Annotated in this window: 16 protein-coding genes and 2 pseudogenes; 10 read left to right on the top strand and 8 right to left on the bottom strand. The window is 69.0% G+C overall.

Annotated features, from left to right (window positions below):
- Positions 1-470 precede the first annotated feature (470 nt).
- Positions 471-4,061, top strand: a complete 3,591-nt coding sequence (locus tag ABTZ94_RS08680; protein WP_351198895.1) for a HelD family protein — start codon at positions 471-473, stop codon at positions 4,059-4,061.
- Between the two features lie 11 nt (positions 4,062-4,072).
- On the opposite strand, the pseudogene ABTZ94_RS37780 reads toward ABTZ94_RS08680, so the two are convergent.
- The 5 genes and pseudogenes from ABTZ94_RS37780 to ABTZ94_RS08660 all read right to left on the bottom strand — a co-directional run.
- Positions 4,073-4,264: pseudogene (locus ABTZ94_RS37780) on the bottom strand (hypothetical protein); the annotation flags it as partial.
- 15 nt (positions 4,265-4,279) lie between these two features.
- Positions 4,280-5,545, bottom strand: a complete 1,266-nt coding sequence (locus ABTZ94_RS08675) for an alpha/beta hydrolase (protein ID WP_351198893.1) — start codon at positions 5,543-5,545, stop codon at positions 4,280-4,282.
- Positions 5,546-5,657: 112 nt separating this feature from the next.
- Entirely contained in the window at positions 5,658-6,314 is a 657-nt protein-coding gene (locus tag ABTZ94_RS08670; RefSeq protein ID WP_351198891.1) for a response regulator, read from the bottom strand.
- Entirely contained in the window at positions 6,308-8,332 is a 2,025-nt protein-coding gene (locus ABTZ94_RS08665; RefSeq protein ID WP_351198889.1) for a sensor histidine kinase, read from the bottom strand. The genes ABTZ94_RS08670 and ABTZ94_RS08665 overlap by 7 nt, the downstream gene beginning before the upstream one ends.
- Positions 8,333-8,379: 47 nt before the next feature.
- Positions 8,380-8,547 carry a hypothetical protein gene (locus ABTZ94_RS08660; protein WP_351198887.1) on the bottom strand — a complete coding sequence of 56 codons (168 nt, stop codon included), beginning with the start codon at positions 8,545-8,547 and terminating at the stop codon, positions 8,380-8,382.
- A 434-nt stretch (positions 8,548-8,981) separates the two neighbouring features.
- Here ABTZ94_RS08660 and ABTZ94_RS08655 point away from each other — a divergent pair, with 434 nt between their 5' ends.
- From ABTZ94_RS08655 to ABTZ94_RS08615, 9 genes and pseudogenes are all read left to right on the top strand, one after another.
- Positions 8,982-12,500, top strand: coding sequence for a DNA polymerase III subunit alpha (locus ABTZ94_RS08655; protein ID WP_351198885.1), 3,519 nt, complete (start codon positions 8,982-8,984; stop codon positions 12,498-12,500).
- Positions 12,501-12,505: 5 nt separating this feature from the next.
- Positions 12,506-13,474: a DNA polymerase Y family protein gene (locus ABTZ94_RS08650; RefSeq protein WP_351198917.1), complete on the top strand. Its 969-nt coding sequence runs from the start codon at positions 12,506-12,508 to the stop codon at positions 13,472-13,474.
- A gap of 426 nt (positions 13,475-13,900) precedes the next feature.
- A complete protein-coding gene (locus tag ABTZ94_RS08645; RefSeq protein WP_351198883.1) occupies positions 13,901-14,038 on the top strand; it encodes a hypothetical protein in 138 nt (45 codons plus the stop codon).
- A 469-nt stretch (positions 14,039-14,507) separates the two neighbouring features.
- Positions 14,508-14,882, top strand: coding sequence for an effector-associated constant component EACC1 (locus tag ABTZ94_RS08640; RefSeq protein ID WP_351198881.1), 375 nt, complete (start codon positions 14,508-14,510; stop codon positions 14,880-14,882).
- Positions 14,882-16,711: a caspase, EACC1-associated type gene (locus tag ABTZ94_RS08635; protein WP_351198879.1), complete on the top strand. Its 1,830-nt coding sequence runs from the start codon at positions 14,882-14,884 to the stop codon at positions 16,709-16,711. The genes ABTZ94_RS08640 and ABTZ94_RS08635 overlap by 1 nt, the downstream gene beginning before the upstream one ends.
- 140 nt (positions 16,712-16,851) lie before the next feature.
- Positions 16,852-16,979 (top strand): annotated as a pseudogene (locus ABTZ94_RS08630) (transposase); the annotation flags it as partial.
- Between the two features lie 478 nt (positions 16,980-17,457).
- On the top strand, positions 17,458-18,351 hold the full coding sequence (locus tag ABTZ94_RS08625) for an esterase/lipase family protein (RefSeq protein WP_351198877.1): 894 nt from the start codon (positions 17,458-17,460) through the stop codon (positions 18,349-18,351).
- A 132-nt stretch (positions 18,352-18,483) separates the two neighbouring features.
- The gene (locus ABTZ94_RS08620) at positions 18,484-18,948 is read left to right on the top strand and encodes a GNAT family N-acetyltransferase (protein WP_351198875.1); all 465 of its coding nucleotides are present in this window, start codon (positions 18,484-18,486) and stop codon (positions 18,946-18,948) included.
- Positions 18,949-18,983: 35 nt separating this feature from the next.
- Positions 18,984-20,531, top strand: a complete 1,548-nt coding sequence (locus ABTZ94_RS08615; protein ID WP_351198873.1) for a trifunctional class I SAM-dependent methyltransferase/NUDIX hydrolase/VOC family protein — start codon at positions 18,984-18,986, stop codon at positions 20,529-20,531.
- A 16-nt stretch (positions 20,532-20,547) separates the two neighbouring features.
- Here ABTZ94_RS08615 and htpG read toward each other — a convergent pair whose 3' ends face one another.
- The 3 genes from htpG to ABTZ94_RS08600 all read right to left on the bottom strand — a co-directional run bounded on the left by htpG (position 20,548) and on the right by ABTZ94_RS08600 (position 24,109).
- Positions 20,548-22,485, bottom strand: a complete 1,938-nt coding sequence (gene htpG / locus ABTZ94_RS08610; RefSeq protein WP_351198871.1) for a molecular chaperone HtpG — start codon at positions 22,483-22,485, stop codon at positions 20,548-20,550.
- A 228-nt stretch (positions 22,486-22,713) separates the two neighbouring features.
- A complete protein-coding gene (locus ABTZ94_RS08605) occupies positions 22,714-23,208 on the bottom strand; it encodes a ribonuclease FAU-1 family protein (protein WP_351198869.1) in 495 nt (164 codons plus the stop codon).
- Complete coding sequence (locus ABTZ94_RS08600) at positions 23,189-24,109, bottom strand: GNAT family N-acetyltransferase (RefSeq protein WP_351198867.1); 921 nt, start codon at positions 24,107-24,109, stop codon at positions 23,189-23,191. Before ABTZ94_RS08600 ends, ABTZ94_RS08605 begins: the two co-directional genes overlap by 20 nt.
- Positions 24,110-24,154: the final 45 nt, after the last annotated feature.

Raw genomic sequence — 24,154 nt, 5'->3', positions numbered from 1 at the left:
CGCACCTTCGGCCGCGAAGCCGAGGCGGGCGGAGGCAAGGGCGGCAAGCGCCGCAGCGAAGCCCCGATCCGGCCAAAGGCCGACCGTGCCTCTGACGGGCGCGTTCTCGCGCGTATCTCAGGCTCGTGGGGCGAGTCGGCGACGGACAAGGGCGTTCGAGGGCGGCGCGGGCCGCCCTCGGTAGACCTGGCGTGCCTGGCGAGTGACGGTGAACCAGGGGTCATGTTGCCGGGGAAAGCCGAGCGGTCAGCTCTGCCCATGGCCGAAATCAGACAGATGAGTTGTGAACTGAGTCGATGGCTGAGGTGCTGGGGCGTGGCCCGGTGCTGGCGTAGTGGATGAGGGAACGTCCGGTACGGCAGGTCGTCCTGACTGAAGGTCATTGAACGAAATCTGATAGTTATGTCGACGGGGTGCGGGCGTACGTCCGCAGCGGCGCTCCGCCGGGCGCAGCCAGGGAGGGACAGCAGATGAACACCGTCACACGCGACCAGGTCATCGCCGGTGAGCAGGACGCCGTGGACCGCGCGTACGACTGCTACACCGCGCGGCTCGCCGAGATGACCGGGACGTCGGCCGCGACGGCCTCCGCCAGCGGCAAGGACGGTATCGCCAACCGGCTCGATGCCGAGGAACGGGCCGCGGCGTACGACGGACTCGGCGGTGAGTCGCTGGTCGTCGCCCGCGTCGACGCGCCGGAGGAGCCGGGCGGTGAGCCCCGGCCCTGGTACGTCGGCCGACGTGCTGTCTCCGATGTCGAGACCCGTGACACCGTCGTGGTGCTGTGGAGCAGTCCGCTGGCGAAGAAGTGGTTCGAGGCGGAACCGCACGCACCGGGCGATGTCGCTCTGCGGCGGCAACTGCGTTGTGTGCAGCGCACCGTCGAGGACTACGTCGACGACATCGCCCAGGCGGCCTCCGCCCTGGAGACGGCCGCCCCGGTGCCGACTCCCGTTCCTGACACCGCCGTTCCCGCACTCGACGGTGTGCCGACACCGAGGCCGGCCACGGACGGGCCCGCTCCCGCCGATGACGCCGGGTCCTTGCCCGGGGCCCCGGAGGCAGAGCGGCCGGGCACCGCCGAGCGTGAGGAGCGGACATCCGCGCGCACGCCCGCCGACATCGCCCGGTTGCAGCGCCGCAAGCCCCTCCAGCCGGACGACTTCCTGCTCCGGGAACTGCAGCGCTCGCGCAGCGGCCGCATGCGGGACATCGTCGAGACCATCCGCCGTGACCAGATGGACCTGGTCACGGGTTCCCCGTCCGACATCCTCGTCGTGCAGGGCGGTCCGGGCACGGGTAAGTCCGCCGTCGGTCTGCACCGTGTGACCTGGCTCGTCAACAACAACCACTTCAAGGCCCAGGACATCCTCGTCATCGGACCGCATCAGCGGTTCCTCGACTACGTCGGCCAGGTCCTGCCCACGCTCGGCACCCGCGACGTCAACGCCGTCCAGCTCTCCCGCCTGTGGGACGGCGAGATCCTCGGCACCGACACTCCGCGGGCACGGCTGGTGAAGTCCGACGAGCGCATGGCGGCCGTCCTGCGGCGCCGCGTCGAGCACGAGTGCCGCCCCGAGGTCCTCGACAGCCAGCTCGCCCCGCCCTCCTTCGAGGGTGACGAACCCGCGTTCACCGTCACCGCGGGCAGCACGACCCTGCGCGTTCCGCGCTCGGAGATCCGCGCCCTTTTCGACGAGGCGCGTGACGGCGACGGCGCCTACCGCGAGCGCCGCGACCGCTTCCGCAGCCTGCTTGTCGACCGGCTCCTTCGGGAACTCACCGCTCTCGCCCCGCGTCGAGGTGCGGACGGCACGATCCGCCGCAGCCTGGAACGCAACCGACGGGTGGAGCGCCTTCTCGAACGTGTCTGGCCCTCGCCCGGCGCCAGGGAAGCCCTGCGCAGCCTCTACGACTCGCCGGACCTCCTGCGCGCCTGCGCCGACGGCATCCTCGACGAGGAGGAGCAGGCCGCTCTGCACCGCCCGCGCGCCGACAAGGCCGAGGACGACCCCTGGACCCTGGACGACCGGGTCTGCCTGGAGGAACTCCGGTACCTCGTCACGGGCGAGAACCCGCGGCGCTATGGGCACATCGTCGCCGACGAGGCCCAGGACCTGACCCCGATGCAGGCCCGCGCCCTGCGCCGCCGCGTCGCGCGGGGCGGCTCGATGACCGTTCTCGGTGACCTCGCACAGGCCACCGGCCCGTATCCGTACGCCGGGTGGGACCGCCTGGGCGTACTCCTGTCGGACCACGGCGACTGGCGCGTCGCAGAGCTGACCACGAGCTACCGCGTACCCGCCGAGATCATGGAGTTCGTCGCCCCTCTGGCCCGTACGGTCGCACCCTCGCTGCCCTATCCGCGGGCCGTGCGCGAGGCAGGTGCCGACGCCGTACGGACGATCGCGACCGAGCCGTGGAAGCTGCTCGGCGACACCGTCGACCAGGCCGTCCGCCTCGTCGGCAGCAGCGACGGGCGCACGCTGCGTTCCGTGGCCGTCATCGTCCCCGACGACTCCGGCTGGCTCGACGAGATCGGCCGCCACCTGGACGCGGCCCACGGCCTGACGGAAGAGGGGCGCCGGGCCGTGACCGTTCTGGCCGCTGCCCAGGCCAAGGGCATGGAGTACGACCATGTCCTCGTCGTCGAGCCCGCCACCATCGCCGACCGCGGCCCGTCCGGCCTGCGCCAGCTCTACATCGCGCTGACCCGCAGCACCCAGAGCCTGACCGTCCTGCACACCGCCCCACTCCCAAAGGCCCTGACGGACACGGCCGACAGCCCGGAGCAGTCGTTTCCCGGCATCGGCATGGACACCGACTCCGTACCGGAGGCGGCGGGAGACATCCCGGAGATCGGCACCGACATCCGGGTCCGGGTGATCGGCCACACCACCGGCGGCAACTACAAGGTCGAGGCCGTCTCGCCCACCACCCACCGTCCGCTGCTCATGGCCGTGCGCCACGGCTCCACGCCCCCGGCCCGAGGGGCGGAACTGGACGCCTGGGTGCTGCGCCACGCGTCCAGCGTCAGCTTCGTCACGGTCGACGAACGAGGCCGCCGGCCCATCTCGCCCACCATGGCTCCGCGGTACGCGGAAGCGCTCGGCGTTGTCGAGGAACTGGCCGGCGGGAACGCCCCGGACGACTTCCGCGCCCGGCTCTCGGAGCTGAAGGGCATGGCCAACCGCTGCCTGCGCCTGGACCAGCACGACTGGCTGGATGTCTGGCGCGTACTCGGATCCCCGGACAGGGCCCGGCTGAACCTGCTGCGGGATCTGGCGGTCAACGCCAACCGGGCGATGGCCTCCGGGACGCCGGATCTGGACCGGTTCCGGGCCGAGCTGGAGCGCAGCGGCTGGGCCGAAGACCTGGCCCAGGCGCGGCGGACCATCGAGCGGCGCATCGGCGCCGCAGCTGACCCGGTGACGGAGAACGAGCAGGGCAGCGCAGTTTCCGCGCACGGGTCCGCAACACCCGCGCCGTCCGCAACACCAACACCCGCGCCGTCCGCAACACCCGCCCCGTCCGCACAGCTCGGGGCACGCGAGACGTCCGGGCAGTCCGAGCCGAAGGAAGCCGAACCCATGACCACCACCGCAGCCGCCCCATCCGCACCGGAGAAGGCAGATCCGAGCGCGGGCCTCCTCCACGTCCTGGAGGCCTCGGCCGCAGCGGACCGCACCTGCAAGACCCATGAGGCGGTTCGCTTCGAACTGATGGCGGCCCTCCTGCGAGCGGACCGGCAGCCGAAGTCCGACTCCTCGTTCGCCGACGTGGACTGCGTGACCGAGGACGGTCACCTGCTGTACGAAGTACTGGGTGCCGGCCTCGCCACCTACGCCGACCTGCGTGCGGGAGCGGTCCGCCTTCTGGAGATCAACCACACCCTGCCCACGCCCGCCGACCGCCTCTGCCTCGTCCTGGCCGGGCCCCCGGCCGAGGACTGGTCGGCCGCCACCGTCCACGACGTCTTCGGCGTCCACGTCCTGTGGCGCACCCCGCAGGGCTGGGCAGGCCAGGACACGAAAACCGCCTTGGGTATCGGCCGGGCGTGACCGGCACCGAACCGCTGCTCCCGGTAGATCTCGCTCTGCTTCGTCTTGTGATGGCCGCGCACGATCAGGTCCAGCCAGACGAGCAGTTCGAGGTTCTTGGGGCGGAGGCTCTGCTGCATGGGCAGCCACAGCTCCTGGTAGACGCGCTCGCCCCGCTTGGGCAGCAGCAGCAGGTCGCCCGGCTCGGCGGTGATCTCCAAGATTTACAAGCGGCGGCTTCAGTCGGTGCCCACCGGCAGCGGTTTATCCAGGAGGAAGGCTCGCAGCAACGCGGTGTAGAGGCGTGGCTGCCCGCGTGAGACGGAGTGACCGGCTCCCTTGACGGTCACGAACTTGGAGTCCGGGAGGGTGCGCTGGTACTCAGCGGTCACGACGGGTTTGATGAAGTCGCATTCCCCTCGCATGATCAGAGAGGGGACGTGCGCGGTGCGCAGACTCGGCCGAGGGTCGGGGAGCTGCTCAAAGTCCTTGCGGGTCATCTGGTTGCTGTAGAAGCCCTGGGGATTGTTGTGCGGCTTGGCGGGCGGCGCGCCCGTGCACGAGGTGCTGTCCTTTCCCTGCAGGGCGACTTCGTGCAGCCAGTGGTCGACCTCGCGGTCGCCGACCAGCGCGTGCGCGGTGCCGGGGTTGACTTGAAGCAGCAGGCTCGCCGCGAGCAGCCGGGGTGTGCTGTTCAGCCGGTCGAGCCGTGCCTTTTGGGCGGGGGCGAGCCGGTTCCAGGGTTCCCCGGCTGCGGAGCCGGGGTATTCGCGGCCCCACAGCGCGCCTGGCGAGGTGAACACTGCTTTGGCCACGTGCTTGCTGTGGGCCGCCAGGTACTGGGCGGCAAGTGACCCTCCCCATGACTGGCCGACGAGGATGATCCGGTCAGCGCCGAGCGTGCGCCGGATCGCTTCGAGATCGGCGACCTGGCGGGCGACGGTGTACCCGGTAATGTCCCGCAGTCTGGTGGACCGGCCGGCGCCGAGCTGGTCGTAGGAGTAGACGTCGAAGCCGTCCGCCGCGAGTTCACGGCCGCCGGTGGGGATGCCATCGCCGGGCGTGCCCGGCCCGCCGTGCAGGAAGATCACCGGTGTCGGCCTGGCCTTACCGGCGGCGGAGGCGTGGACATAGGCGATGCGCGATCCAGTCGGCAGATTCCAGAATTTGACGCCAGGTGGGGCGGGGGCTGCCGTGGTGGTGGGCATCGGACGGAAAATGGTGACACTGGCGAGGACAGTGACGGCCACGGTCAGGCCGATCGCGAGGAACGCGGTCGCCCGCCGGCCCGGGCGGCGTTCGAGGCCGAGCAGGGCGAACGCCGCGCGGCCCAGCAGCCCGCCGGCCAGAGCGCCGGAGGCGAGAGCGGCGAGGGCCAGGGCTGGCACGCTCGTGGTGACGAACGCTGTGGCGAGGAAACCGGCCGTTGCGACGACAGGGGTCAGTGGTACCGCCAGGAGCAGAAGGGCACCGCCAGTGATACGGCGGGGAAGTGTGTGTGACATGCGTTCGAGCCTAGGGAGACGGCGCGAGTAATCCGTCCAGCTCCGGGACGGTCCGGCAGCATGCGCCGACCGCCCTACGGCGGGGTGACACCCCCGCCCCGCGGCGGGGGTGTCAGCGGCTGCCGGGGCGGATCAGACCCGTCTCGTATGCGGCGATCGTCGCCTGCACCCGGTCGCGTACGCCGAGCTTGCCGAGGAGGACGGAGACGTGGTCCTTCACGGTGGGCGGGCTCACACCCAGCACTGCCGCGATTTCCGAATTGGACAGCCCACGCGCGACCTGCCGGAGGACCTCGGTCTCGCGCGGAGTGAGCCGATCGAGCCGTGCCGTGTCGAGTGGGCCGGGCGTGTCGGTGAACCGGTCGATCAGTCTGCGGGTCACCGCCGGATCCAGCAGCGCGGCTCCCCCGTAGATCACCCGCACCGCGTCGATTACCCGCTCCGGTTCGGCGTCCTTGAGCAGGAAACCGGCGGCTCCGGCGCGCAGCGCGGCGAACAGATACTCGTCGAGATCGAAGGTGGTGAGCACCAGTACACGGGTTGCAGGGCTCCGTTCGGTGATCCTTGCGGTCGCCGCGAGGCCCCCGATTCCCGGCATCCGGATGTCCATCAGCGCGACGTCTGGCCGCGACGACAGAGCGAGTTCGACCGCCGTGTCGCCGTCTGCCGCCTGCCCGACAACGCATAGGTCGGGTTCTGCGTCGAGAATCGCCGCGATCCCGGCCCGTACGACGGCCTGGTCGTCCGCGACGGTCACTCTGATCACCATGGGAAGACCTCCGGCAGCCACACTCGTACCGCACCGCGGTCGGTCGTCGAGAGGGTACCGCCGGCGGCGTCCGCAATTGCGCGTAGCTGCCGCTCCACCCCCGGAACGGCGGGTGCTGGACCGGAGACCTCTACCCCGTCGTGGACTCTGCGCACGGTGAGAGTCACGCCCACGGCCATGAGCGTGGAGGCGATCCGGTATGCGAAGACCTCCACGACAGCGGGCAGCGGACGGCGTGGGCCGATGTATTGGACGGCGCCGCCGTACCGCCTGGCCAGTGCGGCGATCCCGGAAGTAGTAGGGGGCGGGGCGTCTTCCCCGTCCCTCCCGTCGTTGCTGTCCCGTCCGCGTAACCCGGACAGCAGCCCCCGCAGAGCGATGAGACCAGCACGGGCTTCCTCCCGTACGGTCCGCAGGTTCCCCGCCTCGGCTGCAGCGACCACCGCCTGCGCGTGCCGGAGCGCCGTGCCCCGCAGCCCGGTGGCGAACCGCAGACGCTGCTCGTGCACCGCGGCGTCGGCGTCCCCATCGAGCAGTACCCGCCGCCGGGCGTCGGCAGCCCGCAGCCGGTCACGACGCCGGGCGGTCCGGCGCCCCCACGACCAGACGGCGAAGGCTGGGAGGGCCAGCATGCACGTCAGCACGACCCAGGCCGCCACACGGCTGCCGGTGATACCCCTGCCGCTCGCCAGTGCGAGGCCACCCACGGCGGCGACGGCGAGCGGCGCGAACAGGCCCCGCCGCAACGGCAGATACACCCCGGCGCTGTATGCGAGCGTCAGCTCGACCCACCCGTACACCAGGAAGATGTCGCTCACCGGCGGCTGTGTCCAGCCGGCCCGATCGCAGGCCCACCACAGCACCAGGGCCAGCAGCACCGCCGCGAGCGCGCGTCCGGGTGCACGCGAGCGCCAGCCCAGCGGCACGGCGTGCAGGCCCGACAGCACGACCGTCGGCACCGCAGGCAGTACGCCGCCGAAGGAATCCGGTACATCGGCTGACAGCAGGCTCGCACCGAGCGAGAGCGCGATCGCCAGGACCACCAGCGCATAGTCGAGCGCAATCATCCCGCGCCAGAGGGGCCACCGGCGGATGTGAGGTGCTGCCGCCGCGGGCAGTTGAGCCCGAACGGTCCAGCCGGCACCCCCTTGGCTGTCCTGCCCCACCGGTCCAGCAGAGAGCGTCCCGCCCGCCGCGGTGACCGTGGCCACCAGCCCCGCGAGGCCGTGACCGGTCCCGAGGCCCGGCTCGACAGCCGTACCGCCGTCGTCCGTGATGGTGACGATGAGCAGGGGATCGCCAAAGGCCGCCCTGCTGACTCCCGGGGGCTCATCCCGGTCAAAGGCCCCCTCGACCTGGACACGCACCACCGCGCCCCCTGCGTACCGGGCTGCGTTGGTCAAAGCCTCTCGGACAACCCGGTATGCCGCCTCCGTACTGCTCGCCGGCGCCATGTCCACCGTGCGCCGGTAGGTCACTGCGTGCGCGGCAGCCAGCGCGTCGATATCGGCGAAGGTGGCGAGGGCCGCGTACTCGCCCAGCCCGGTGAGACGCTCCAGCTCGCAAACGGCCTGCCGGCCCGCCTCGCCGGCGTGCTGCAGAGCAGCACCGGTCTGTTCCTGGTCGGCGAGCCGGAGCGCAGCGCCCGCGGACACCACAACCCCGGTCAGCCGGTGCGCGGCCACATCGTGCAGCTCTGCCGCCAGCCGGTCCCGTTCGGCGAGCGCCGCGAACAGGGGGACTGCCACGGTGCCGGCCTCGTAGTCGGCCCGCGCGGAACGATGGGCCAGCCTGTGTCGGCGTGACCGGCCCGTCGCCCAGGCGATCGCCACCCCGCCGCCGGCCATCAGCACGACCCCTGTCACATAGTGCAGCGGCTCACCGCGGGCAGCGGCGACTCCGGCGGCGGTCAGCGTGGCGATGACCGCTCCCACGAGGGAGGGCCCAGCGGTTCGGCGCACGGCCAGGAGATGGAGCACGACCAGCACGGAGACCGCCGCAAGGACAGAAAGAACCAATGCGTGTCCTGCGAAGAGACCGTCCCGCGCCGACCACATGAACCGAATCACCGACCCGCATCGGCGGCGAGAAGCCCCTCGGCTACCTCTTCCCAAGGGGTGGTTCGGCATCCCAGCACTTCCTCAGGGCCGGTGTGCACTTCCAGCACCCCAGAACGCTTCAGGCCGATAAGCCAGTCCATCTCATCCGGCACCAGCCGCTCGACGATCCCCATATCAGCAGACTAGCCAACCAGTTGAAGGCGAGAAACGCCTTGTTGGACGCCGAACGCCCCAACCTCGAGGAGTTCCGCGGTCGCGCTGCTGCAGGGTTCCATGGGCAGTTGCAACGGGGCATTGAGCCACCGCCGCACGTACAGCACCACCCATGGGAGGTCGGTGTTCGCCCCTACCGCTTTGACGATCAGGTCCCACGGGACACCTCGACTGCATCCAGCGCGGAACGCCCCGGCCGATAGCCATAGGAAATGGGCTGACGGGCCGCTGTCCGGCCGCGAGGCGGGAGGACCGCGGCCCTCGGTGCGCTGACCGGATCGCTGGCCCGGGGCCGGAGGTGTGCCCCGCACTCCGGGTATCGTATGAATGTTCGAAAATTGGTCTATGGTGGAGAGGGAGGGGTGGTGAGTGCGGATCGGTCCAGGAGGTGCAGATGCCAGGGTTCACGCATCTGCATACCGTTTCCGGGTTCTCCCTGCGGTACGGGGCCTCGCACCCGGAGCGGCTGGCGGAGCGCGCCGCGGAGCGGGGGATGGGCGCTCTCGCGCTGACTGATCGCGACACGCTCGCGGGTGCGGTCCGCTTCGCCAAGGCCTGCGAGAGGGCCGGGGTGCGGCCGCTCTTCGGGGCGGAGCTCGCGGTGGGCCCTGCGGCGGCGGAGCATACGAGAAAGGACGGGGGTACGCATCGGCTGCGCACCCCGGTCCGTGGCGGTGCCTTCGTCGATGAATCCGCACCCCGGGTCACCTTCCTCGCCCGGGACGGTGCGCAGGGCTGGGCGGAGCTGTGCCGTCTCGTCACCGCCGCCCATGCCCCCGCGCCCGCCGGTGCCGGGCATCCCCTGGTCGGCCGGTCCGAGCTGCCCGCCGAGGGGCTCACCGTGCTGCTCGGCCCCGCCTCCGACGTCGGCAGGGCGCTGGCCGCCGGCCGCCCGGACCGGGCCGCCGTGCTGCTCGCGCCCTGGCGGCAGATCTACGGCGACGACCTGCGCCTCGAAGCCGTCCATCACGGACGCGAAGGCACCGGACCCGGATCGCTGCGGCTCGCCGCCCGTACCGTCGGCTTCGCCGCCGAGCAGGGGGTACGGGCCGTGCTGACCAATGCCGTCCGGTATGCCGACCCCGGGCAGGGCCCGGTCGCCGATGTGCTCGACGCGGCCCGCAGGCTGGTCCCCGTCGACCCCCGTCGCGCCCCGCTCGACAGCGGCGAGCGCTGGCTGAAGGATGCCCGCGCGATGGCGGAGACCGCCGAGTGGATCGCTTCCGCCGCCGGGCTCGGCCGGGACGGCGGAGCGCGGCTGCTCGCGGAGACCCGGCGCACCGCCGGCGCCTGCGTCGTCGACCCCGAGGGCGACCTCGGCCTCGGCACCGTCCACTTCCCCGAACCACATCTCGTCGGCGCCGGGCGGCGCACCGCCCAGCGGGTACTGGCCTCCCGCGCCGCCGCCGGAATGGTGCTGCGCGGCTACGACCGCAGGCGCGACTACTGGGAGCGGATGCACCAGGAGCTGGACATCATCGCCTACCACGGTTTCGCCTCCTATTTTCTGACGGTTGCTCAAGTCGTTGATGATGTAAGGGCGATGAAGGTACGGGTTGCTGCCCGGGGCTCCGGCGCGGGCTCCCTGGTCAACCATCTCCTCGGGATCGCGCACGCCGACCCGGTCGAGCACGGACTGCTGATGGAACGCTTCCTCTCCAAGCGCCGCTTCGTACTGCCCGACATCGACATCGACGTCGAATCGGCCCGCCGCCTCGACGTCTACCGCGCGATCATCGGCCGCTTCGGCACCGAGCGGGTCGCGACCGTCGCCATGCCCGAGACCTACCGGGTGCGCCACGCCATCCGGGACGTCGGCGCGGCACTGTCCATGAACCCGGCCGAGACCGACCGGCTCGCCAAGGCCTTCCCGCACATCCGGGCCCGCGATGCCCGCGCGGCCATGGAAGAGCTGCCCGAACTGCGGGCTGTCGCGGCGGAGAAGGAGAAGTACGGGCGGCTCTGGGAACTGGTGGAGGCGCTGGACGGCCTGCCGCGCGGTATCGCCATGCACCCGTGCGGGGTCCTCCTCTCGGACGCCACGCTGCTGCGCCGTACGCCCGTCATGCCCACCAGTGGCGAGGGCTTCCCGATGGCGCAGTTCGACAAGGAGGACGTGGAGGACCTCGGGCTGCTCAAGCTCGATGTGCTGGGCGTACGGATGCAGTCGGCGATGGCGCACGCGGTCACGGAGATCAAGAGGGCCTCGGGGCAGGAGGTGGACCTGGACGCCGTTCCGCAGGGCGACCCGGAGACGTACCGGCTGATCAGGAGTGCCGAGACACTGGGCTGCTTCCAGATCGAGTCGCCGGGTCAGCGCGACCTGGTCGGCAGGCTCCAGCCCGCCACCTTCCACGATCTGGTGGTCGACATCTCGCTGTTCCGGCCGGGGCCGGTCGCCGCCGACATGGTGCGGCCGTTCATCGAGGCCAGGCACGGCCGTGCGCCCGTGCGCTATCCACATCCCGACCTGGAAGGGCCGCTGCGCGAGACGTACGGAGTGGTCGTCTTCCATGAGCAGATCATCGAGATGGTCGACATCATGACCGGCTGCGGCCGGGACGAGGCCGACCGGGTGCGGCGCGCGCTCTCCGACCCCGAGTCACAGGGCCGGATCAGGGTCTGGTTCGTGCAGCAGGCGGCAGCGAAGAAGTACAGCGCCGAAGTGATCGCCCGCGCCTGGGAGATCATCGAGGCGTTCGGCTCGTACGGCTTCTGCAAGGCGCACGCGGTCGCCTTCGCCGTGCCGACGTACCAGTCGGCGTGGCTCAAGGCGCACCATCCGGCGGCCTTCTATGCCGGACTGCTCACCCATGACCCGGGGATGTACCCGAAGCGGCTGCTGCTCGCGGATGCGCGGCGGCGCGGGGTGCCGGTGCTGGGGCTGGATGTGAACCGGTCGGCAGCCGCCCATAAAATCGAACTGGTGTCTGATGATGAGAGGGGGAGGGAGGTCTGGGGGGTGCGGCTCGCGCTCTCGGACGTCCATGGCATCAGTGAGGCCGAGGTCGCCCGGATCGAGGCCGGGCAGCCCTACGCCTCGCTGCTGGACTTCTGGCAGCGGGGCAGGCCGGGGAAGCCGACCGCTGAACGGCTGGCCCAGGTCGGAGCGTTGGACGCGTTCGGTGCCAACCGGCGTGATCTGCTGCTGCATCTGTCCGAACTGCACCGTGCCCAGCGGGGTACCGGGGCGCGGTCCGGCTCCGGTGGCGTGCAGCTCCCGCTCGGCGAGGGGCGCAGGACCGGCACCATCGGCCTGCCCGACCTCAACGAGGCCGAACGCCTCAGTGCCGAGCTCGGCGTCCTGAGCATGGATGTCTCCCGCCATCTGATGGGCGATCACCATGCGTTCCTGAAGGAGCTCGGCGCGGTCTCCGCCAAGCGGCTGCGCGAGGCACGGCACGGGGATACCGTGCTGGTCGCGGGCGCCAAGGCGGCCACCCAGACACCGCCGGTCCTTCACCGCACCAAGTCAAGTCCGTACGGGGAAGCGACCGCGCGGGAGCCGCAGCGGATCATCTTCGTCACCCTCGACGACTCAACTGGCCTGATAGACCTGGCTTTCTTCAGCGACAGTCAGGCCGACTGCGCTCACACGGTCTTTCACAGTTGGCTGTTGCTGGTCCGTGGGAAAGTCCAACGCCGTGGGCCGCGTTCGCTCAGTGTTGTCGGATCTGCCGCGTGGAATCTGATGGAACTGGCGGAGTTGCGCCGTTCCGGAGGTCTCGATGCTGTGGCGGACCGTTTGGCGGAGCGTCAGGAGCGCCCTGCCCCTGAGGCGAGAAAGCCTGGCCGAACGATTCAAGTGGCCAACGGCGTCGAAATGGACCCATGGGCGGATCTCAGGCCCGCCGGCGGTGACTCCATGGGAGGCGGCAAGTTCTGGCACTCCAGTCCTGGAAGCGCAGGGTGATCGAGATGGCCATTATCTATATCCAGACGCCAGGATCGCCTTGGGAAACGTGGGAGACCCTCCTTCAGGTCCTGGGCGACATCACTCCGGTTGTCGAGTCCATTCCCCCCAACGCCGCATTGGCGGACGTGAGAGGGAGCGTTCGCTATTTCGATTGCGACGCTGTTGAGATTGCGCGACTCGTGCGTGTGCGCATGCTGGCGTTGTACGGCCTTGACTGTGCTGTCGGTGTGGCTCCCAATCCCATGCTCGCCAGGATGGCCGGGCAGCAAGGACCGCCTGGTGCCGTTCGCTGTATCACGGATACCGCACAGGGAATATCCGGCTTCCTGAATCCAAAGCCAGTAGCGGTCCTGTATGGAGTGGGGCCGAAGACGGCTCGTGTGCTCTGTGAGTACGGGTTGGACAGTATCGGCAAGGTGGCAGGAACTTCTGAGGCCACCCTGCAGAGGATCCTGGGTGCGAAGATGGGGCGTCTTGTGCACGAACGGGCCCGTGGCATCGACCGGACACGCGTGGTACCGCACGCTCCGCCCAAGTCGACCAGCGCTGAATCGCGATTCGACAGGCATGAGGTCGATGGATCCGTACGTCGCGGCGCACTACTTGGACTTGCTGTTGACATCGGTAGGCAATTGAGAACGGACGGCCAGGTGGCCCGCGCGCTTACACTCACAGTTCATTACGCGGATCGGTCTACGACCACCCGGACTCGAGTGCTTCCAGAACCCACGGCTCACACTCCAGTACTGGCGGGCACGGCACAAGCACTGCACGACGCCTTGGGGCTTCAGCGGGCACGGGTAACAGCACTTTCCCTGAGAGCCGAGGAGCTGACGACCGTTCGGCTCTCCGGTCAGCAGCTCACCTTCGATCGGCAGACGGAAAGCGCCCGTCGACTCGAACCGGTCCTCGATCGTATTGCCGCAAGATGGCCTGGCTCGGTGGGGCCGGCGACCCTCGTCCGATCGTGACAGCGCCACGGCTGCCTTGGGGCAGCAACTGAGGCGCTGAAGCGCCTTGGGGAAAGGAGTGAACTGGCCTTTGGGATGCGGTTGTTGTCGCAACCGGGCCTCGGCATGATGGATGGCGCATGCCGTGAATCGGCGCTGTGCATCGCCTCTCGCGGATGTACGAGGCCGCACGGAGTGCTCCTGCTCGCCAGGCGCTTACTCGTCCAGGCGGTCGGCACATCGCGGTATGACCGGTACGGCCGGTGCCGTTGACCGCTGAGCGCCGCCGGCCCCGTCCAGCGCAGATGACCGCGGCGAAGTTCACAGCGGTCGTCTTCTCACCTCCGGCGGGCGGCCGAGCCGGAGATAAACTTGCCTGGCCGCCAGCCGGGTTGGGCAAGGAGCGGGTGAGGCCGTCGTGGTCGTCCTGTGATGTGGAGGTGGCGGATGCCGTCGTTGCGGGCAGTGCTCGAGAGCCGTGAGAAGGCGGCTCCGGTGCGGGTCGAGGAGCTGCGGACCGAGCTCGAGCGGGTTCAGGCTGCGCTCGCGGAAGCTGAAGAGGTGCTGAACCATCGGGTGATCTAACAGGGCTCCCGGTCCGGCTGATCGGACGCGTTCCCGAACCTGTGGGCGAGACAGTCACACCATGGGGTGGACGGGCTGGACTGAACGAGCGGGACCACGCAAGACTGCAACAACAAGGGCCTCCCTGTCGCTCTGGCTTCGACAACCGCGAGCTACCAGGAGGCCCTTTCTTCATGCACGCACAGCGGCGAACTCACCCGATCCAGCACCCTGTTCGATCAAGAACGACCGCACGATCGGAAAGACAACAGCTTGTCACTACAGGTCACACCCCAACCACACGTTCGATCTCATCACGCCCAACAGCTGAGAATGCTCGCGCCCTGGTAGTACCCGGGCGGTACGGCTCGGCCCGTAGGCTGGAATCGTGAACTCGCCGCCAGAGTAGCGACGTTCTTCTTTCGATTTGGCGTGGGGATGGCTACCTCGAGCAATACAGTGTCTACTGAACGTAGGTGAGGGGGAGGTCATGACCACAGGGCTTGAAGTGGCGTTGCAGCCGGGTAGCACCCGGTTCGATCCGGAGGATCAGTCGTGGCATGACCAGGTTGCGACCTTGCACGCGGCGCTGCGCGAAGAGGTAGAGGCAGTTATTCGGCGCGGTGCGCCGGAGGCGGGCCATAAGGGCGCCGTCGAGGCAACATTGCTCGCGTTGGGGTCGTCCGGGGCGCTGACCGCAGCCGTGGCGTGTTTCAAGGCCTGGCTGGCCCGGGACAAGACCCGGACGTTGACCGTGACCTGGACCGACAGCACAGGAGCCGAGCAGCAGCTCCACGTCACCGGCGACAACATCGACCTCCAGGCACTCACCAAGGCTCTTGAGAGCCGGTCAGGGGACAGCTGATGGCGGAAGGCCGACGTTATCGGGGCCTACTGATCGGCAATGCCGTCTTCCCCTGCGATCCGAACGGCCTACCCGCCCTCAACGGCCCCCGGGATGACATCGCGCAGCTTAGGCAGGTGCTTACAGATTCGCAGGTAGGACTGTTCGACTCCACCGATCTCGAAACTCTTCCCGACCACGGGATCCAGGACGTTCGGGAAGAGGTAGATGAACTTTTCACCAAGGCCAAGCGCGGGGACGTAGTGCTGCTGTACTACAGCGGCCACGGCCTGCTCGACGAGCGCGGCACTCTCTATTTGTGCGCCAAGAACACCCGTTCTAGCGCCCTGCGGTCCACGGCGCTGAGCGCCATCGAGATCAACAACATCGTCGACAGCTCGGCGGCGTCCAGCACGGTCATCATTCTCGACTGCTGCTACAGCGGCGCGTTCAAGGGCGCCGCCGCCGAGGCTCCCCTCTCGGGCCGGGGCCGCTATGTCCTCTCCAGCAGCAGATCCACCCAACTCACCCGGGCGGCGGACAGCCCCGGCCAACCCAGCCCGTTTACCGGCCAGCTCGTGCGCGCCCTGCGCACGGCACAGCCTGGCAAGGCCGCCGAGCACCTGACCGTCGTCGAGGTCTACCAGCAGGTGCACGACTGGGTGACCGCGGGCGCCGTTATTGCCCCACAGCTGAGGTTCACCGGGGAAGGCGACGTGGCCTTCGCGCGCCGCCCAGCCCAGCCCCTCCCCGCGCAACCGCAGAAAGACATGGTGACCGCAGTCGAGGCGCCTGAGCAGGCAGAAGACACAACCACAACCAACCAGCAGCTCGCGGACGAGAACAAGAAACGTGCGGCCGCGGGCGGGGAGGGTCCTGCGCTTCCACACCGCGCCCTGGAGCCCCCGTTGCGAGCAGCACGCTCTCAGGCTCAACCGGCTGCTTTGAGAATGAGTCGACGCCGTGTGCTGGCCGCGCTCTCCTTCGCCGGGGTCGCAGCCGGAGGCGGGACGCTTTCCTGGGTCCTGTGGCCCAAGGGCGTCCAGAGTAGGGCCGACTCCAACAAGTCCACGTCCGCCGACCCCAGCAATTCCGCGTCCGCCGACCCCAGCAAGCCCCGCTTCGAAGTGCCGAGCGGCAAAGAGAAGATCGACGCGGTCATGCAGGTGCCGGTGCCGGACGGCCCGCAGTCGTATGTACCACGCGACTACTGGCTGTTCGCCGGCACCGACTACCTCCGGGTCAGCATTTCCTCCACCGCACAATATCCCGTGGATTGGGTTCTGAAGGGCACCACCAAGCTGGGCTCATGGGGCGACACCATTGGGACGGTAGAGGGGTTCCGGGAGGGAATCGACGCCGTACTGCGCGTTCCGGGAAAGTCCAATCACTACTGGGTGTTCTCCAAGGATCAGTACATTTGTATTAAGGTATCCGCCGAGGGGGGATACAAGGACAATCTGGTTTCTGGTCCCAACGCCATCAGCGACTGGGGCGATGCCTTCTATAGGTTCACCAGCATCGATTCGGTGATTCCAGTACCAGGTAATACGAACCAGGTCTGGGTATTCTCGGGCAACAAGTACGTCCTGACCAAGCTGAAGGGCAGCGGGGAGGTAGGAGGCACACCTCAGATGCACGGGTCCATTTCCGCCGGATGGAAGGGCAGCATTGGCTCGCTCGAAGGGTTCTCCACCGGGATCGACGCAGCGATTCCCCTGCCAGGCGAGCCCAATCAGTACTGGGTATTTTCTGGGATGCAGTACATGAAGATCGAGATCTTAACGGACAACAACCACACCGACTCAGTGCTCCAGTATCCCAGGACTCTCCGTACCGAGCGCACGTGATGAGCAGTCCGGGTCTTTGAGAGGTTTCGAGGTGGGCGGTTCGCCTGCCGAGAGGGCGGTTCGTGACTCTTTAAGTTGTTCTGTGGTCGCCTGATGGTGTGAGCGAGGACGGAATCTGCTGGTCCGCCGTCCGTGGTCTGTTGGGGTGGCGGGGTGAGGAACGCAAGCCGTACCCGAGCGACTTATCGGACGAACAGTGGTCGTTGATCGAGCCGGTGATCACCGCGTGGAAGGACCGGCACCGCTCGGTCAGCGGCCATCAGGGCGCCTACCAGGCAGGGCGCGAATCCTGTATCTGCGGTTCCGCAAGGTCGGCGGCGGCCTCCCGGACAGCGCCGGTTACGCCGGGCTGCTCGCCCTACTCGGCGCGTTCACCCCGGTGGTCGAGGCGGTCCCGCCCGACGCGGCGCTCGCCGATGTGCGCGGCGCGCGGCCGCGCACCAAATGTCGTTCGACCCGGTGGACGAGCGGGCGCTGCGGATCGAGGCGGTGGCGGACCGGCTGCGGGCCAGGTTCGGTCCGCGGGCCGTGATGCCGGGGCGGCTCGCGATCTGACGCTCCGTCATGAAAGCCTTTGGCAGGATTGGTGATGTAGCGTCAATTTTTAACGACGCATAACTTCCCCCGCCACCTTACTCACGCGTAATTTGGCATGCGTACACAGAAAGTCAGCAGGGAAGACTTGTGGTCCGGGCCGCAGGGTGCATTGACATCGCAACTCCCTTGAGCCGCAAGGAGATCACACGATGCTGCCCTGGACACGTGCGCCGCGTGCCCCACGTGCGCGGAGAACCCTCGCCGCACTGCTCCTCGCCTTCGCAGCGCTCGCCGTCCCCACGGCGACCGCGACCGCAGCCACTCCCACCGCAACCACGGCCACTTCCCGTGGCTGGAACGACTACTCCTGCAAGCCCTCCGCAGCCCACCCCCGCCCCGTCGTCCTGGTCCACGGAACTTTCGGGAACTCGGTCGACAACTGGCTCGTCCTCGCCCCGTACCTGGTCAACCGGGGCTACTGCGTCTACTCGCTCGACTACGGGCAACTGCCGGGCGTGCCGTTCTTCAACGGCCTCGGCCCGATCGACAAATCGGCCGGCCAGCTCGCCACCTTCGTGGACCAGGTGCTCGCCGCCACCGGTGCGCCCAAGGCCGACATCGTCGGCCACTCCCAGGGCGGCATGATGCCCAACCACTACCTGAAGTTCCTCGGCGGCGCCGCCAAGGTGAACGCCCTGATCGGGCTCGCGCCCGACAACCACGGCACCACCCTCCTCGGCCTGACGAAGCTGCTGCCGTACTTCCCGGGCGCCGAGGATCTGCTGAACGCCAACACCCCCGGTCTCGCCGACCAGATGGCCGGATCCCCGTTCATCACCAGGCTCAATGCGGGCGGTGACACCGTGCCCGGAGTGCGCTACACGGTCATCGCGACCAGGTACGACGAGGTCGTGACCCCGTACCCCAGCCAGTACCTGGACGGGCCGAACGTACGCAATGTCCTCCTCCAGGACCTGTGCCCGGTCGACCTGTCCGAGCATGTGGCGATCGGGACCGTGGACCGGATCGCCTACCACGAGGTGGCGAACGCCCTGGACCCGGCGCGCGCCACCCCGACCACCTGTGCCTCGGTCATCGGCTAGGGCGGGCCTGAACTACCTCTCGGTGTCCGCGTCGGGTCGCGGTGGCGGCCCGGCGACGGACCGGGGCGAACAGCGCGGCCGCACCGCCGATGGCCAGGTGACGGGTACTGCAACCGGCCGTACGGTGCGTCCATGACCGCCGAAGCTTCCAAGAAGATCCGCCTCGCCACCCGGGCCGACGTCCCCGCCGTGCGGGCCGTCACCGACGCCGCCTACCGGCACTACATCGCGCGCATCGGCGTCGTCCCCGCACCCATGTGTGCGGACCACGCGGCGGACGTCGCCGCGAGCCGGGTGCACGTGACAGGGGTCCCGGACGTCATCGGTGCCCTGGTCCTCGTACCGCACGACGACCACCTCTTCCTGGAGTCCGTCGCCGTCCACCCGGACGCGGCCGGACGGGGAATCGGCCGACGGCTGCTCGCCCACGTGGACGCGCACGCCCGCAGCCTCGGCCTCCCCGAGATCCGGCTCTACACCAACGCCCTGATGTGGGAGAACCGGAAGCTCTACCCGCGCTACGGGTACGAGCTGGTGGAGCGCCGTGTGGACGGCGTGTACGACCGCTTCCACTACCGCAAGCGGCTGGCCGGCTGATCGACTCTGTCAGCGGCGGATGGCACGATCGGCTCATGACGACGATCGACTGGGATTCCGCAGCCGACTCCTTCGACGAGGAGCCCGACCACGGGCTGCTCGACCCGGCGGTCCGGCACGCCTGGGCGCAGCGGCTGGAGAGCTGGCTGCCCGGCGAGCGCTCCGAGGTACTCGACCTGGGATGCGGCACCGGAAGCCTTGCGCTGCTCGTCGCCGGGCAGGGGCACCGGGTCACCGCCGTCGACCGGTCGCCGCGCATGGTGGAGCAGGCGCAGGCCAAGCTAGCCGGGACGGGCACCGGGGTGTTCCTCGGGGATGCGGCCCAACCACCGGTAGGCAAGCAGCAGTTCGATGTGATCATGGCCAGACATGTCGTGTTTCTGCTGCCCGATCCGGCGGCAGTTCTGCGCCACTGGTTCACCCTGCTGCGGCCCGGCGGCCGGCTGATCCTGATCGAAGGCGTCTGGGGCGGCGTCGGCCTCTCCGCCGAGCGGCTGACCGGACTTCTCTCGGAGCTCACCGAACGCATCCACCACGAGCGGCTCTCCGACGATCCGACCCTGTGGGGCAAGCACGTCGACGACGAGCGCTACGCCCTGGTGGCCCGCGCCGAACCGCCGCACCGGCACACCGAGGTCGTCGATGTGCATCTGATCCTCCGCCGCGGCCCTGACGTCCTGCTCGCCCGCCGGGCCAATACCGGTTACGCGGACGGGCTGTTCAACGGCCCGTCCGGACATGTAGAGGACGGTGAGGACGTCCGCGAGGCGATGATCCGTGAGGCCGCCGAGGAGATCGGTGTCGAACTCGGCCCGGACGAGCTGCGGGTCGCCCTGGTCATGCAGCACCGGGGCCCCGGCGGCAGTCCCAGGACCGGCTGGTTCTTCGAGGCGGAGTACGACCCCGCCCGCCCGCCGTACAACCGCGAACCGGACAAGTGCTCCGAGCTGGCGTGGTTCCCGTTGGACGCCCTTCCGGACGACATCGTCGCCTACTGCAGGGCGGGACTCGATGGCTACCGCGCGGGGGAGCGCTTCCTGATCCACTGGCACGAGGACGGCGACACCGTGGCGTACCAGCCGCACGCCATCCGCCGCGCCGTCCCGCTGCCGGCCGGCGGGGCCCGCACCGGCGAGGTGCACCACATCGAACTGTGGGTGCCCGATCTGCCGGCGGCCGAGCAGGGGTGGGGCTGGCTGCTCGGCGAGCTGGGCCATGTCCCCTACCAGCGCTGGGAACACGGGCGGAGCTGGCGGCGCGGCGACAGCTATGTGGTGGTCGAGCAGTCACCCGACCTGACCGGGGGGACGCACGACCGCCGCCGCCCCGGGCTCAATCACCTGGCGTTCCACGTCAGGGACCGGGCCACTCTCGACGCACTGGTGGCCAGGGCCCCGGAGCACGGCTGGCGGCCGCTCTTCCCGGACCGCTACCCGCATGCGGGCGGGGACGGGCACATCGTGGCCTATCTGGAGGACGCAGCGGGGTACGAGGTGGAGCTGGTCGCCAAAATCCAGCAGGTCCGTCCTGTGTCGGAGGGCCCGGCGCCGCGCACCGATGTATGGGCGCGGCGCCGGGACTAGATGTTGCGGCCTTCGCTCACAGGGTGCGCTCAAGGCGGTCGGCCATCAGTCTGACGAAGCGCGACGGGTCGCCCAGTTCGCCGCCCTCGGCCAGCAGCGCCAGGTCGTGGAGGAGTTCGGCCGTTTCCTCCAGGCCGGTGCCGGCATCCTCGCCGCGTTCGGTGTGTGCCCGGTTGAGACCGCTGACCAGCGGGTGCTCCGGGTTGAGTTCGAGGATGCGCTTCACCTGGGGGACGGGCTGGCCCATGGCGCGGTACATGTTCTCCAGAGCCGGCGTCACATCGTGCGTGTCCGAGACGATGCAGGCGGGCGAGACGGTGAGGCGCGAGGAGAGCCGTACCTCCTTGACGGTCTCGCTCAGCCGGTCCGTCATCCAGGCGAGCAGATCCGCGTACTCCTGCTGCCGGTTCTCGCGCTCGGTCGCGGCCTCCTTCTTCTCCTCCTCGGTGCCGAGGTCGACCTCGCCCTTGGCGACGGACCGCAGCTTCTTGCCGTCGAAATCGGGCTCCGCCTCGACCCACACCTCGTCGACGGGATCGGTCAGCAGCAGCACCTCGACGCCCTTGGCCCGGAACGCCTCCATGTGCGGAGAGTTCTCGATCGCCTGCCGGGACTCGCCCGTGAGGAAGTAGATGTGCTCCTGGCCGTCCTTCATCCGCTCCACGTACTGCCGCAGAGTGGTCGGCTCGTCCTTGTCGTGGGTCGTGGCGAAGGAGGCGACGCCGAGGATGGCGTCGCGGTTCTCGAAGTCGCTCAGCAGCCCCTCCTTGAGGACGCGGCCGAACTCCCGCCAGAACGTGGCGTAGCGCTCCGGATCGGCGGACATCATGTCCTTGACCGTCGACAGCACCTTCTTCGCCAGGCGCCGGTGCATCAACTGGATCTGGCGGTCCTGCTGGAGGATCTCGCGCGACACGTTGAGCGACAGGTCCTGAGCGTCGACGACGCCCTTGACGAAGCGCAGGTACGGCGGCATCAGCGCTTCGCAGTCGTCCATGATGAAGACGCGCTTCACATAGAGCTGGATGCCGCGCTTGTACCCCTGCATGAACAGGTCCTGGGGCGCGTGCGACGGGATGAAGAGCAGTGCCTGGTACTCGAAAGTGCCCTCCGCCTGCAGCCGGATGGTTTCGAGCGGGGCGATCCAGTCGTGGCTGATGTGCTTGTACAGCTCGTGGTACTCGTCGTCCGTGACCTCGTCGCGCGAGCGGGCCCAGAGGGCCTTCATCGAGTTGAGGGTCTCGGGTTCGCGCGGGGCGTCGTCGGCACCTGCCTCCGTGCCCGCGGCGTCGTCGGCTGCGGATTCCGGGGCCATCTTGACGGGCCAGGTGATGAAGTCCGAGTACCGCTTGACGATCTCCCTGATCTTCCAGGGAGAGGTGTAGTCGTAGAGCCGGTCATCGGCGTCCTCCGGCTTGAGCCGGAGTGTGACCGCGGTGCCCTGGGGAGCGCCGTCGACGGTCTCGATCGTGTACGTGCCCTCGCCGGTCGACGTCCAGCGGGTGCCCTGGCTCTCGCCCGCGCGCCGGGTCAGCAGCGTGACCTCGTCGGCCACCATGAAGCTGGAGTAGAACCCGACACCGAACTGGCCGATCAGCCCTTCGGCCGCGGCGCTGTCCTCGGCCTCCTTGAGCTCCCGCAGGAACTTCGCCGTGCCCGAGTTCGCGATGGTCCCGATGAGCTGGACCACTTCGTCGTGCGACATCCCGATGCCGTTGTCCCGCACGGTCAGCGTACGGGCCTGCTTGTCGGTCTCGATGTCGATGTGGAGGTCGGACACGTCCGCGCCGAGCGAGTCGTCGCGGAGTGCTTCGAGGCGCAACTTGTCGAGCGCGTCGGAGGCGTTGGAGACGAGTTCGCGCAGGAACACGTCCTTGTTCGAGTAGATCGAGTGGATCATCATCTGCAGAAGCTGGCGCGCTTCCACCTGGAACTCGAACGTCTCAGTGGGCATAATCCGTGATTCCTTCTCAGGTCACCAGGTGGGGGACTGACCTGAGCACTGTAGATCAACTGGTCATCACGGGAACTGCGTTCCCACGATCAGGGGTGTCCGTCGTGCGGCTCCGGCGGCAGGGCCGGAGCCGCACTCACGGAAATTCAGGACAAAGTGGGCGTGTCGGTCGCGCCCTCCAGGTGATGCCGGCGCTGTCGGCCAGGGCGCGGGCCAGGCCTTTGCCGGTCAGGCCAGCAGCGTCGCGAGGCCCTCCGCGCGGGCCAGGTGTTCCAGCTCGTCCAGCGCCCGGCGGGCCGCCTCGGCCGCCGCCGGATCGCGTTCGGCGAGACCGCTCTCCTCGAACTCGTCCTCGTCCAGCCGGAGTACGGACGCGCCGTCCGCCGACACCCACAGATCGAGATCCAGGTCCTCGACCAGAAGCTCCGCGTCCCGCAGCACGGCGGGACGGGTGATGTCGCAGTACCAGCCCTTGAGTTCGCCCGCGCCGGTACGGACCTCCTTCACGGCGAACCAGCGGTCGCGCCAGTAGTGCTCGGTGAACACATCGCCCGGCTCGAACCGTACGAAGCCGAAGTCACGGACCCCCGGCGCCGCCCAGGGCGCACGCACGGTCACCCGGGTGCCGTCGTCGCGGACCACATCCGCCGGGTAGCGGATCTTGGTCCGCCCGGCCTTCACCAGGGCGACCACCAGCGCGGTCTCAGCCGAGCTTGCGGACATACCGCACCTCCGTGGCACAGATCTCGTAGCCGAACCATCGGTTGACCGCCAGCATCGGACCGTTGCCCGCGTCATTGCCGGTGTACGCGTCCGTGTACCCGGCGGCGCGCGCCCGGTGCAGCGAGTCGTTCTTGGCGAGCTTGGCCAGGCCCCGGTTGCGGTACGCCCGACGGGTGCCGGTCATCCCCGACATGTAGCGGCTCAGACCATCCGTCTCTGCCACGCTGAACGCCGCCACCTCCCCGTCGACCACCACGACCGAGGTGAGCTCATGGTCGAGTGCGGGAGCGCGCCAGGTCTGGCTGAGCCAGTGCTCGTAGTCGGAGAGTTCGGCCGGGGTGTCGCTCGGCTCGTCGGCCGTGGTCTCGGCGTCCGCCTCGAAGAGTGGGCGCGGATCGTCCGCGAAGTCCGCGGCGGTACGCAGCTCGACGTCCGCCGGGAGCTCCTGACGGGGCGGCAGCGATCCGCCCGCCAGATCGAGGTGGAGGAAGTGAGCCGAGCGGCTCGGCGCATAGCCGCGCTTCTCGGCGAAGGCGCGGTTCGACGGGGTGTCGAGCACCCAGGTGTAGAGCGCGAGCGCGCCCTCCCGTGCCAGGTACTCCTCGGCCGTACTCAGCAGCAACCCACCTGCCCCGTGCCCGGTGCGGTCCGGATGCGTGTACGGATTGCAGAACGCCTGGCCGGGTTCGGGGCTGTCGTGGACGAGGCCGACCTGGGCGGTCCCGATGAGCTCCCCGTCCTCCTCAGCGACCAGCAGCCGATAGCGCTTGTCGGGATGGGCGGAGGCCAGATCGAAGGCGACCTGCTCGGGAGTCGTCACCATGTAGGGCAGTGCGGCACGCCGTACCTGTACCCAGGCCTCTGCGTCGGCGGGCAGGAAGTCGCGAACGAGGACAGTCATGGGCCGGACGTTACGCGTGGTGCCGCACCGGGCGCCGCTGATTTT

Origin of the sequence: Streptomyces sp. NPDC002785, from assembly GCF_040295565.1 — a bacterium.
Classification (GTDB): Bacteria; Actinomycetota; Actinomycetes; order Streptomycetales; family Streptomycetaceae; genus Streptomyces.
Note: the sequence above shows the minus strand (reverse complement) of the source record. Positions and strands in the feature narration are given on the sequence as shown.